Origin of the sequence: Streptomyces sp. BR123 (genome assembly GCF_013401435.1) — a bacterium.
Lineage (GTDB): Bacteria > Actinomycetota > Actinomycetes > Streptomycetales > Streptomycetaceae > Streptomyces.
Genome location: NZ_JACBGN010000067.1, coordinates 17,184 through 29,503, shown reverse-complemented (window position 1 = coordinate 29,503; position 12,320 = coordinate 17,184). Strand labels below are relative to the sequence as shown.

8 protein-coding genes are annotated in these 12,320 nt (G+C 72.5%); 3 read left to right on the top strand and 5 right to left on the bottom strand.

Annotated features, from left to right (window positions below; translation table 11 throughout):
• Positions 1-469: 469 nt before the first annotated feature.
• Positions 470-2,650 (bottom strand): TerD family protein, encoded by a 2,181-nt coding sequence (locus HYE82_RS13835; RefSeq protein WP_179174320.1) that lies wholly within the window; start codon positions 2,648-2,650, stop codon positions 470-472.
• A 268-nt stretch (positions 2,651-2,918) separates the two neighbouring features.
• On the opposite strand from HYE82_RS13835, the gene HYE82_RS13830 reads away from it, so the two are divergent.
• On the top strand, positions 2,919-3,317 hold the full coding sequence (locus HYE82_RS13830; RefSeq protein WP_179174319.1) for a WhiB family transcriptional regulator: 399 nt from the start codon (positions 2,919-2,921) through the stop codon (positions 3,315-3,317).
• A gap of 527 nt (positions 3,318-3,844) precedes the next feature.
• Positions 3,845-4,369 (top strand): serine/threonine-protein kinase, encoded by a 525-nt coding sequence (locus HYE82_RS13825; RefSeq protein ID WP_179174318.1) that lies wholly within the window; start codon positions 3,845-3,847, stop codon positions 4,367-4,369.
• Between the two features lie 210 nt (positions 4,370-4,579).
• Here HYE82_RS13825 and HYE82_RS13820 read toward each other — a convergent pair whose 3' ends face one another.
• Together HYE82_RS13820 and HYE82_RS13815 are read right to left on the bottom strand one after the other, a co-directional pair.
• Complete coding sequence (locus HYE82_RS13820; RefSeq protein ID WP_179174317.1) at positions 4,580-5,122, bottom strand: GNAT family N-acetyltransferase; 543 nt, start codon at positions 5,120-5,122, stop codon at positions 4,580-4,582.
• An 86-nt stretch (positions 5,123-5,208) separates the two neighbouring features.
• Entirely contained in the window at positions 5,209-6,330 is a 1,122-nt protein-coding gene (locus HYE82_RS13815) for a glutamate--cysteine ligase (RefSeq protein WP_179174316.1), read from the bottom strand.
• Positions 6,331-6,879: 549 nt separating this feature from the next.
• Here HYE82_RS13815 and HYE82_RS13810 point away from each other — a divergent pair.
• A complete protein-coding gene (locus tag HYE82_RS13810; protein WP_179174315.1) occupies positions 6,880-9,117 on the top strand; it encodes a catalase in 2,238 nt (745 codons plus the stop codon).
• Positions 9,118-9,415: 298 nt separating this feature from the next.
• On the opposite strand, the gene HYE82_RS13805 is transcribed toward HYE82_RS13810, so the two are convergent.
• On the bottom strand, positions 9,416-10,438 hold the full coding sequence (locus HYE82_RS13805) for a DNA topoisomerase IB (protein WP_309144312.1): 1,023 nt from the start codon (positions 10,436-10,438) through the stop codon (positions 9,416-9,418).
• A 699-nt stretch (positions 10,439-11,137) separates the two neighbouring features.
• Positions 11,138-11,263: a hypothetical protein gene (locus tag HYE82_RS38010; protein ID WP_256987189.1), complete on the bottom strand. Its 126-nt coding sequence runs from the start codon at positions 11,261-11,263 to the stop codon at positions 11,138-11,140.
• Between the last annotated feature and the right edge of the window lie 1,057 nt (positions 11,264-12,320).

Sequence of the window (12,320 nt, the reverse complement as noted above, 5' to 3'; positions counted from 1 at the left end):
GGGGAGGGGCCCCCGGTCGGCGTCCGGCTTCGGGCCGACGTCCGGTTCGGCGCCCGGTTCGGGTGCGGGTGACGGCTGTGGCGAACGGTCCATCGCGCCTCCGCGCTACGGTGTCGGTGGGACGCATGCGCAGGCATCGTGCACGCCCCGACGGATCGGCACCCCGCGGTACGCCGCGAACCGGTCTCTTTTCCGTATGCCGCGCGCGCCCCGGCAAGCGTTCCTGCGCAGGCCGCCCCCGCCGCATTTCCGCCATGGCCGGAGCACCCGCCTCAGCGGCGCGGGGAACGCAGCACGTGTCACTCCGGCGCCCCGGCGCCCCGGCGGACTGCGGCGGGACGCGACGAAGCCGGGATGCCCGAACGGCATCCCGGCTTCGTCGTCGACGGCGAGGAAAGCGGGGGGACTAGTTCAGTGGAGTGGTGAGAAGGAAGTCCGCCCATGGCCTCGCCGGGGCCAACGGTAGCAGTCAGGCCGGGATCAGTGCGCGCAGGTTTTCCGGGGTGATGACCAGCGACTGCGGGTGCAGGCCCTCCGGGCGTTCCAGGCCGATGTACGTGACCGGGCCGTCCGGGACCTGGACGCCGTCCCACCACGTGGTGGTCGTGGCGCGGTCGGCCATCAGGCCGACGAGGTGCCGGACCGTCAGCTGGTCGCGCTCGACGATCCCGCGCACCAGCGTGGCGACCGACACCCGGTTCTCCTCGACCCGGTTGGCGCTCGGGTTGCCCTTCAGGTACAGGTGCAGCCATTTCGCGTACCACCGGCCGTCGTCCCCGCGCAGGAACACCAGCGGCAGGGCGACCCTGCCCGTCCCCCGCATCTCCGACTTCATGCGGACCGTACGCGGCTCGAAGGGGCGGCCCTGCTGCTCGGCGTCGCGCAGCATGAAGCCGAAGAACGACTCCGCGACCTCCTCGAAGCCCTCCCCGGAGAAGATGTTGACCTGCGGGACGATGAAGTCGCCGCGTACGGCGTCCAGGCGCAGGTTGATGAACTCCGAGGCGCCGTCGGGTGCGGGAGCGTCGGTGATGTCGCCCGAGTGTTCGCCCTCGAGGTCCTGGAGGGCTGTGTACGACAGCCAGGTGACGGTTTCGTACGACTCGTCCAGCATCAGTGCCGACAGGTCGAAGTCGGTGCTGCGCTGCGCCTGCCGCCAGTGGACGAAGAACCGCAGCAGTTCCCCGTCGACGGGGGAGAGGGACCCGCGGGGGAGCACGCCGAACCCGGTGGCCGTCGCCTTGCCGCCGAGCGGGAGGGCGACGTCGAGGACCGCGGGGTCGACCAGCAGGTGCCCCGGCTCCGGGAGCCTGCGCCGCGTCTCCGCGTCCAGGGCCGCGACCAGGCGCTTGACGTCGGGCTCCGGAACGGGCGGGCGGGTGTCCGCGGCGACCCAGGCGCGGCCCCCGCGGTTGACGAAGACGCGGCGCTGCACCGACTCCTGCGTCCGGTTGTGGAAGTGCTCGCGTACCGACAGCAGGACCCGGCCGGAGGCCTGCGGGGCGGCCTCCTCGGCGGCGGTCGTGACCGCGTCGCGTTCCTCCTGCCCGGGGCAGGCGCGCAGCAGCCGGTCCAGGGAGCGCAGCAGCCTGCCCGGGGCGGCGGCCGCCAGCAGCCGCGCCGCGCCCGGGACGTCGCCGGCGCCGAGCAGTTCCTCGACGCGGCTGTCGAGGGTCCGTGCCTCCTTCTCGCCGCGGGCCACGGCGAACACGTCGGCGGCGTGCGGCCAGCGCGGGTGCTCGTGCGGGTGGAGGCGCTCGCCGAGGCGCTTGAACGCCTCACGGTGCGCGGCGACGTCGGCGAGCTTGGCGGGGGACGCGGCGACGACCGCGTCGAGGCCGCCGAGGAGGGCGCGACGGACCGGACGGGACAGCGAACGGAACCGGGTCGGCTCGGCGAGGGTCACGTCGCCGTCCGACAGGGCGCAGGCCAGGCGCAGGACATCGGTGACGGTGTCCAGCAGCAGGCCCGCGCCGAGGTCGAGGCGGGCGCGATTGATGACGGCGCGGTTCTCCCGGACGGGTATCTCCTCGGGCTGGGGGCCGTCGGCGCAGTGCCCGGCGAGCACGGCGAGGTCGCGCAGGCCGTCCTCGCCCAGCGGGGTGGCACTGCCCGCCAGGGCCAGGTACAGGGCGGTGACCTCGTCGTCCGGGGTGCTGCCCGCGTGCAGGACCGTCATGCGGTCGCCGGCGGCGGCGATCAGCTCGTCGTGCGCGGCGAGCATCTCCTCGTACGTGTGCCGGTAGGCGCCGTACGTCGGGAGGGTCAGCAGGTCGACGATGCCGAACCGCAGCTGGTCGAGGGTGCCCGCCCGGGAGGCGTCGTCGGCGAGCGCCTCGCGGATGCACTGCACCCAGAAGTCGAGCGTGTCCGGCACGTTGGCCGGGAAGTCGACGAAGTAGGCGTTGTGCCGGACGTGGTCGCCGACCATGGCGCGCACGGTGTCCAGCGTGCGCGACGCGGTGTCGCGGACGGCCTCTCCGGACAGGCCCGAGAGGCGCTCCAGCAGCTCCCCGGAGAGTTTGAAGCCCACCGACAGCAGCGCGGCGTCGAACTGCCGTGCCGCCGCACCGCCTTGCCCGGCGGGCCCGGAGGGGAGGGGGAGGCGGTGGGTGTGCCGGATGACCAGGGATTCGAGAGGGTGGGCCATGAGGACATGATCCCTGACCACCCGAACTGCCCGCACCCGCGTTTTCGCACCACGGGGCGGGCCGGCCCCGGCCGCCGGCCGTCCCGTGGTGGAGCCTGATGGTGCGGGTGTGCTGTCGGTGACCACGGTCGGAGGGAACAACGCCGCAGCCGAGTGGCCGTACTGCCCGAACACCGCCACGGGCCCGCGGCCCCGCCGCGACCTGCCCCGCCGTCACCGGGGGCACGCAGCCTCCGGGAGCCCCGCCGGCGCGGTCCGTCGGTGGCGAATGGCGTGCGTACTGAACGAGCGTGCCGGCTGCTGCGTGTATGGGTCGAACGGCACGGGCGGGAACAAGAGGAAGGACGGCGCCGGGGTGGGTGACGACGCTCAGACGTGGCATGGACGGGCGGCATGCCGCAATGCGGATCAGGACGACTTGTTCGGTGATGGGGCGGCCCAGACCGCCGCGAAGGCGGTATGCGCCGACTGCGAGGTGAGGCTCGAGTGCCTTGCACAGGCCTTGGACAACCGGATCGAGCACGGGGTGTGGGGCGGCATGACCGAGCGGGAGCGGCGCGCGCTCTTGCGGCGCCGGCCCCTGGTGGCGTCTTGGCGGCGCCTGCTGGAGATCGCCCGCTCCGAGCACGGGCAGCGTGTGCAGGAGCGCCTGCACACGAGGGCTTGAGACCGCCTGGCTGCTGCGGGGCGTGCCCTACGCCTTCCGTGTGAGGGAGGAACCGCGGGATCCGGCCTGCGGAAAATGCGCAGCCCTTCGGATGGTGGTACACCGCGCCCCTGCCCTCGGGGGAGCGCGTCGCCATGGCGGTCACCGCCGCCGACCCCGTAGCCGCCCGCGGCATCACCTCCGCGCTCTCGACCGGCGTGGCGCCGCCGACGCGCTCAGCGCGGATGCCGACGCCGACGAGGACGCGATCCGCCGCTACGCCGGGGGTGGTCACCGGCGTCCTTACCGAGTTCGTGCACGCCCGCGCAGCCTGCTACCGGACCGAACGCCGATGGGGCACGGCGTTCTGGCTCCGTCGCCGCCGGCCGCGGTGAGGCTTGGCCGACGGCCGCACAGCGCGGCAGCACGCCGCCACGGCCGCCAGGTCCTCGGGCCGCCTCGCCCGGAGCCTACCGGGGTCCCAAGTACCCTGTGCCGGACTGCACTTGTACCGAGTACCGAGCAGCTGGCATCGCGGGGGAGCACGCATGTGGGGACGGGGCACGGTCCTCGGGGACCGGTACACGCTGACCGAGCGGATCGGCGGCGGGGGAATGGGCGAGGTGTGGCGCGCCGACGACGGGGTGCTCAGGCGGCAGGTCGCGGTGAAGGTCCTGCTGCCCGCGCTGCTCGACGCGCCCGGCTTCGCCGCCCGGTTCCGGCGCGAGGCCACCGTCCTCGCCTCGCTCAGCCACCCCGGCATCGTCGACGTCCACGACTACGGCGAGAGCCCGCTGTCGTCGGGTGAGCGGGTCGCCTACATCGTCATGGAGCTCATCGAGGGCCGGACCCTCGGCGAGGTACGCGCCCGGTCGGGGCCGCTCCCGCCCGAGAGGGCGCTCGACATCGCGGCGCAGGCCCTGGAGGCGCTGCACGCCGCGCACCTGAGCGGAGTGACACCGTGCGCGTCGAGCTCGGCGGAGCCGGCGGAGGGCTGTGGTGGAACCTGGAGCGGGTCCCGTCCTCGACCGCGTACTACATCAAGGACATCGCCTTCCAGGGCGGCTGCCTGACCGCCAATGGCGCAGGCCGGCAGCTGACCGTCGTCCCCTGCGTCTCCGGCAACAAGGCCCAGCAGTGGCGGATCCCCTGAGACCGGGTCCTGTGCGGCCTGGGCACGGGTCTTCGGCCCGTCATGGGGACCGCACCCCGCGGGTGCCCGAAGAACGCCGTCGACCTGCCGCAACACGAGCGGCGCGTCACGCGCGTCGGAACGGCCCGGGTCAGGGTCGGTCCAGACCCCACGTCTGCAGCGAGTAGGGCCGCCCCTTCTCCTCACCCGTGATGAGCGGCACATCGAGCAGCCTGAAGCCCGCACGGGTGGCGACGGCGACGCTGGCCGCGTTCTCGGCCTCCAGTTCCAGGATCACCTGCTCGGCTCTCAGCTGCTCGAATGCGTACGCGGCCATCACCCGCACCGCCCGCACCGCCAGCCCCTGCCCGCGGTGCGCCGGGCCGACGGCGTATCCGATTTCCGTGCCTTCGGGGGCGTTCCGCAGCATCACCTCGCCGAGCGGCGCGCCGCCGTCGACGGTGATGGCGAGCAGGACGGCCGTGCCCTCCGTCCGGAGCCGCCGGCTCCGGACCAGCCGTGCCTCGGCGGCCGCTGCGTCGAAGGGTGAGGCGATGGGCGTCCAGTAGGCGATGTCGGCGTGGTCGAACAGCTCCGGCATCGCTGCCAGGTCCGCCTCCGTCCAGTCGCGCAGGACGAGACCCTCCCCCGCGAGCTCGAGCCGCTCGGGAAAAGACGACGTGGTGCTGTCCATGGGGGGACCTCCTTGGCGTGTACGGGACGACGCAGGATAACCGGGGACCGCGGAAGTCCCGCCGGCGATTTCCCCGCCCGGGCACGTCAGCCTGTTCCGCGCGTCGTGATCCGCGCGCACTCCCGGACGACTGCGGTCAAAGACCCCTTCGAGCGCAGCAGCTCCCGCTGGATGCGCGCCCCGTTGCCGCGCTCCACGAGCTCGGCGATCCCGGCCCGGACCAGGCCCGCGTCACCGGCGTCCGCCAGGGCCGGCCCGACATGCCGGCACAGCGCGTCCAGCGCGGCCACGGGCGCCGTCGGCAGCATCGACACCGGGTTCAGCACGGGCCCGTCGAGGCCCGAACGGGCGGCCTGCCAATTGGCCAGCCGCAACAGGCCGGTGCTGATCCGGGCCGGCGGTTCGCCTGCCCGCCAGGAGCGGGCCGCCGTCTCGACGAGCCCCCGCACCAGGGCGGCCAGGAGGACGGGCGTCGTCGCGTGGAGGCAGACGTCCGCCACCCTGACCTCCACCGTCGGATAGGAGGCGGACAGCCGCGCGTCGAAGTAGATCATTGCCCTGTCCCGCAGCACGCCCGACTCGACCATGGCCCCCACCTCGGCGTGATAGCCGTCGGCGGACCCGAAGACGTCGGTGGGGCCCGCAGAGGGGAGCCGGTTCCACACCCGGCTGCGATATGCGGCGTACGCAGTGTCCTTGCCCTGCCAGAACGGCGAGTTCGCGCTCATCGCGGTGAGCACGGCCAGCCAGGGGCGGATACGGTCCAGGACCGCGATGCCCTCCTCGTCCGACTCCACGGACACGTGGACGTGACAGCCGCAGGTGAGCTGTTCCTGAGCGGTCAGGCCGAACTGCCGTGCCACCCACTCGTAGCGGCGTCCCGGCGACATCGAGGGCCGGACCGGGAGCGGTGAGGTGGCCAGGGCGGCGACGACCGCCCCGGCCTCTGCCGCGTGCCGTGCCGCCTCCGAGCGACGGCGGACGATCTCGTCCTGGAGTTCACCCATCTCCGTCACCGGGGAGGTGGCGAACTCGACCTGCTCCTCCTGGAGTTCCGACTCCAACGCGTGGCCGTCGCCGCCCGGATCGGACGCGGGTCCTGCAGCGGCCCGGTCCGCCGCGGCGAGCACCATGCTCGACACGGCCAGCGGTTCCCCCGTGTCCTCAGCCGCCAGCAGCAGTTCCTCTTCCACGCCCACGCTGCGCATAGGTCCGTCCGTTCCGCCGGCCCGTCATCCGGGACCGCTCGCCGTCTTCTGTCCTCGTGCACGGTCGGCCCCGGTGCACCGTCGACCATGGAGGTTCGGGCTCCAGGACACCAGCCGGGGCGGCTCCCGTGGGCGAGGCGCGTCCGGCGAACGGCCGTATGGTGCCGGGCCGCCGGCGGCATCAGCGGCCGCTGCTGCCGGCAGGTCGGGCGGTGGACAATGATGCGCGGCAGGTCTGCGGGCCGGTCTGCGGGCCGGCCCTCACCTCAGGGCAGCTGCCGCAGATCGACGGCGTCCGGGAGCTTGCGGCGTACGGGAGGCAGGCGATGGTGCGGATGGCGGGTGACGCCCGGTTCCCGTCGCTCTGCACCGGCGGGGGAAGCTCCAGCGCTTCGACAGCTCGCCCGTCAACGGCCCCGATGGGGCCGCGAAGCCGGCCGGCAGATGCCACGAGGGCGGAGGCGGGTGAGAAACACCTGCAATCCGTTTGAGAGCGGACGCTTGCCGGTCATGGCTGAACCGTCCAGCAGACCGTCTAGGGGAGATGAGATGACCACGAAGCGCGCCTCCGGGGCCTCGGAGTCGGGAGAAGCCGGCCTGCCGGGCAAGCCGGGCCCGGTATCCCCGCCCGTGGCCGAGCCGACACAGCCCGCGGAGCCCCTCCCGCCCAAAACCGATCAGGGAGGACCGGAGACCGTGAGCCCCACCGGTCAGGCGACCGGCGCGGAGCAGGCACGAGTGGCGCAGAGCGGCGCGTACCTGACCAACGCCCAGGGGACACGGCTGTATGACAGCGACCACTCCCTGAAAGCGGGGCCGCGCGGACCGGTCCTGCTCCAGGACCACCACCTGCGAGAGAAGATCACGCACTTCGACCACGAGCGGATCCCGGAGCGCGTGGTCCATGCCCGCGGGGCGGCCGCCCACGGAGTCTTCCAGGGCTACGGCGCAGCCGGAGAAGTGACGCGGGCCGCTTTCCTCGCGAAGGATGTGGAGACGCCCGTCTTCGTCCGGTTCTCCACCGTTCTCGGCTCCCGCGGTTCGGCGGACACCGTACGCGACACGAGGGGTTTCGCGACGAAGTTCTACACCGACGAGGGCACTTTCGACCTGGTCGGGAACAACATCCCCGTGTTCTTCATCCAGGACGCGATCAAGTTCCCCGACATCATCCACGCGGGCAAGCCGCATCCCGACCGGGAGATCCCCCAGGCCCAGAGCGCACACGACACGTTCTGGGATTTCGTGTCGCTCCACACCGAAGCCACGCACCACACGCTGTGGAACATGTCCGACCGCGGGATCCCCCGCTCCTACCGGATGATGGAGGGCTTCGGCGTCCACACGTTCCGCCTGGTCAGCGCCCTTGGCGAGACCGCTTTGGCGAAGTTCCACTGGAAGCCGAAGCTGGGGGTGCACTCCCTGGTGTGGGAGGAGGCCCAGCTCATCAACGGGATGGATCCCGACTTCCACCGGCGGGACCTCTTCGACGCCATCGAGTCCGGCGCCTTTCCTCAATGGGAGCTGGGCATCCAGGTCTTCCCCGACACGCCGGACCAGACCTTCGAAGGCATCGACCTCCTCGACCCCACGAAGATCGTCCCTGAGGAACTCGCGCCGGTGCAGCCCATCGGGCTGATGACGCTCAACGCCAACACGAAGAACTTCTTCGCCGAGACCGAACAGGTGGCCTTCCACCCCGGCCACCTCGTCCCCGGTATCGACCTCACCGACGACCCGCTCCTCGCCGGCCGCCTCTTCTCCTACCTGGACACCCAGATCAGCCGGCTGGGCGGCCCGAACTTCGCCCAGATCCCGGTCAACCGGCCCCACGCCCCGGTGAACGACATGCTCCGCGACGGCATGCACCAAAGCGCCGTTCACACCGGTGTGGCCCCTTACCGGCCCAACAGCCTGGACGGCGGCTGCCCCTTCCTCGCGGGCACCGACACCGGCGCCCTCGTCGAGGCACCCGTGAAGGTTCCCGAGGCGAGCAAGGTCCGTGAGGCGCCCGCCTCCTTCTCGGACCACTTCAGCCAGCCCCGGCTCTTCTGGCTCAGCATGAGCCCGCCGGAGCGCGAGCACATCATCGCCGCCTACACCTTCGAACTGAACAAGTGCCACGAAAAGACCATCAAGGAACGCATGCTGGGAGTCCTGGCGAACGTCGACACCCACCTGTGCGAGCAGGTGGCCGAAGGCCTCGGCCTGCCCGCACCGGCTCCCACCGTCCCCCTCGCCGAGGTCGAACCCAGCCCCGCCCTCTCGCAGGTGGGCCGGACATGGCCGGTCGACGGGCGCACGGTCGGCATCATCGCCGACGCCGCAGCCGACCTCGAAGGCGTCCGGAGCGCACGGCAGACGGTTCTTGACGCGGGCATGGTACCGCTCGTCATCGCCCCGACCGGCGGGAACCTCGACTCCGCCGGGGACCCCATCGCCGTTCAGCGCACGTTCGCCACCGCCCGCTCCGTGGAGTTCGACGCCCTCCTCCTCGCCGGCGCACCCGAGCCGGGCTCCGATGCCCACGGCGCCCGCGACGCGAAGGCGGGTGCGCCCGGGCGGCACGGCCCCGATCCCCGGGTCGTGCTCCTGCTGACCGAGGCCTACCGCCACGGGAAGGCCCTCGGCGGCTGGAACGGCGCCCATCGGCTCCTCGAAGCCATCGGCATCGGCGAGGGGGAACCCGGCATCGCGCTGGGCGGGGAAGGCGCGGCGGCCGCCGAGGCCGTCACCGCAGCCCTGGCCGAGCACCGGGCCTGGGACAGGTTCCCGTCCGCCACCTGATCTCGGCGCGAATGCCGGGCGCGCCTCACGGCCGGCGCCAGCGGTCATGGTCCTCGGCGAGCCGGTCGATGACGTCGGCGGCTGCAGGCACCTCACCGCCGGCCGTCACCGACTGGGACTGCTGACTGCTGCGCGGCCACCTGGGCCGGGCCGTCCTCGGTGGTCGGGCCGGTCTGCGCGGTCTCCACGCGTGCGCCGTCCGACCGTGCCTCCGGCAGCCGCGCCCTCACCACCGGTCCGGCGGTCGGATGTGCCCTGCGTGCCCGTGAACCGCGGCGGTCCGCCGCGGTCCGCGCGGTCAGGCGTGGCCCGCTCGGAGGAGGTCGAGGACAGCGCCCTCGACGACGCCCTGAGTGGCCGGCCGGCCGAAGACGGCGTCCTTTCCCAGGGCGCCGAGGGCGGGGGCGATGGTCTGCCCGTCCTCGTAGAGCTCGACGACGCGGGGGTCGATGTAGGACGCCCTGCACACGGCGGGTGTGTTCCCCAGGTAGTCGCCGACCTCGCGCACGGCCCGTGCCACGGCCCTGCCGCGCCGCGCGCGGGACGCCTCGGCCGTGCCATCGGACACGGCCAGGGCCACTGCGGCGAGCACGGTGGCGTACCAGGTCCTGAAGTCCTTCGCCGTCACATCGCACCCCGACTGCTCCTGCAGGTAGGCGTTCAGGTCCTCGGCATGAACCTCGTGCCACGCCCCGTGCTCCCAGTAGGCGAAAAGCCTCGGCCCAGGGTCCTTGCGCCGGAGCAGCGCCCGTACCACCGCGTGCGCCTGCTCGTCCACCAGCGCTCGGCTGACCGTCCTGCCGGACTTGGCCGGGAAATCCAGCGTGACCTCGCCCCTCCGGCAGGCGGCGTGCTCCCGCAACAGCGTGGTGAGCCCGAAACTCCCGTTGTCCCGGGCGTAGCGCTCGCCGCCGATCCGCAGGAAGCCCGTGTCGAGCAGTCTGGCCATGCACGCCAGGACGCGGTCCCTGGTCAGGCCCCGCCCGGCCAGGTCCCGCGCGACGTGCTCGCGCAACCGCGGCAGGGAGCGGGCCACATCCTGGACGTGCTCGTGCTTGGCGGCGTCCTGCTGCTCGCGGAACGCCGGATGGTAGAGGTACTGACGCCGCCCGGCGGCGTCAGTACCCTGGGCCTGTATGTGCCCGTTCGGCCACGGGCAGACCCAGACGTCGCGCCACGCCGGGGGTATCGCGAGCGCACGGACCCGTTCTCGATCCGGTGCCGGCAGCGGCCGGTCGTCCGCGTCCAGGTAGCGGAAGCCCCGGCCGTGGCGGACCCGGCGCCACCCCGCTGCATGCGGATCACTGGTCCGCAGTCGCACGGCGGTCTCATTCCGTGTCGGGGTGGGCCTGGGTGCGCAAGGTCCACGCCTGACCCGAACAGTCGTAGGGCAGGGGCGGGAACCGGTGACCGCGCACATCGGTGCTCTTGCTCCACAGGTGTTCCTTGCCGCAGTCACATGCGTAGATGCCACTGCGTGGGACGATTTCACCGGGTTTCCACTGTTCTGTTCCATTCATGTCGGGTGTCTACCCGCACTCCTGCCGGTCCACCCAAGGGAGCCGGGGTCGTCAGCGCAAAGGGTCGCCGCGATCGCCCCGTGGAAGCCGGGAGCGGAGCGATCAGCTGGAGTCCAGGGCCCGGCGGCGGCCGCCTGGCGCGCATGGATCGGGATCCGGCCGGGAGTCGCCGCGGTGCGTGACCCAGGGGCGCGGTCACGGTGCCACCCTCCCGGAACGGCGGTCGCAAAGATCTGCGGCGATCCGCACAGCGGCCCGGGGTACGGCCGAGAGGCGCGCGGGCAGGCGCGTGAACCGGTTGAGGCTGCGTCGGCCGTCCGGCGGGTGAACCGGCCCCCCGGTGCCGGGTGCCGGGTGACGGCACGGGCGGGGAGGCCGACGCCTCGACCACTGTCCCACGAGGGTGGTTAGTCAGGTGTCGGTGCGTCACTTCACCGTGCTCTTCGTCGTTCCTTTCCTGTCGCCTCGGCCGGACTGCGGGGCGGCTGATACCAGAGGGTCTAGCGACCGCTTGACAGGTTGTGGACGAGGACGCCCAACGCGAAGGCGAGGAGGAGGAGATGCAGCCAGAGGGGCCCCGGGGGGCCGGCGGCGTCGGCAAGTACGGACGCGGGGATCGCTGTCATGCTGCGCGCCTGCCCCCGTTCGGCGAGTTGACTCCCCCCTTCCTTCCGGTGCGCCGCGCTCGGACGCCCCTTCCAGGCCGACGCCGCGTCCGTCGCCGGGTCCACCGCCGTGACAGCCCGGGTACTGCAGTTGGGCCCTTCACCGGGGCCGCGGCCCCTCCACCGAGGCCAGTGGGCCGATGGGTTGCCGCCGCCTGCCCACCTTCTCCCACCTCCGCAGGGGACGTCCGATCGGACGTCGCGGCGGCTGCCGCCGGTGGGTTGGGCTTCCCGGCGGGCGGTCGTGGCCTCCCAAGGTTCCAGGGCTGCCCGCGGTTCCGTGCTGTGGAATCGAGCGATCATTATGACGCCATTCGGGTGCCTCCGCTCGGTTTCCTGCCCGAGAAGCCAGGGGGTGCCCAGGCCATCGTGCTGTGCTCCGTGTACGGCTGTATCAGCAGTGGGCGGCGGACCGTCGGCTCGGATCGGCGCTCGACCGGACAGCGAAGGAGCCTGATGGCGAAGTCAAGCCGTCTGCGCGACCGGCAGGGTCGGGGCGAACCCCCGTCTGCTGCACGGGCGTTCCCTCCGGACGCCGCCTCGCCGGCAGGCCAGGCCGATGACGGCCCGGACATGTTCGCGGCCCTCGCCACGCTTCTCGGGGCGGAGGTCCCGGCTGGATTCCTCGCGGATGATGCCGGTCCGGGTGCACACGCACCACGCTCGTCCCGGTCGGCGGCTGTGGCGCCCGGGGTGGTGCAGACTACCGGCGCGGCGTCCGGAGCCGTGCCGGACGGGTACGGGCCCCGCCGCCGAGGCCGGACGGGCGGCGTCCGCGCAGGCCGACGGGTCCCCGGCGGCAACGACGGACTCGGCATCGATGCCGACCCGGGCGTGTGGCCTTCCCACTTGCCGTCTCCGGTCCCAACGACAGGCCGCCGCAACGCAGAACACCTTGCTGTCTCCCTCATCAGGGACCGCACGAAGCGCACACATCCCTCTCGGCAGCCGGGGCGTTCAAGAGAGCCGGGCGGCCACTCCTTCAAAGCCACCGAAGACAAGAACCCATCAGCCACAG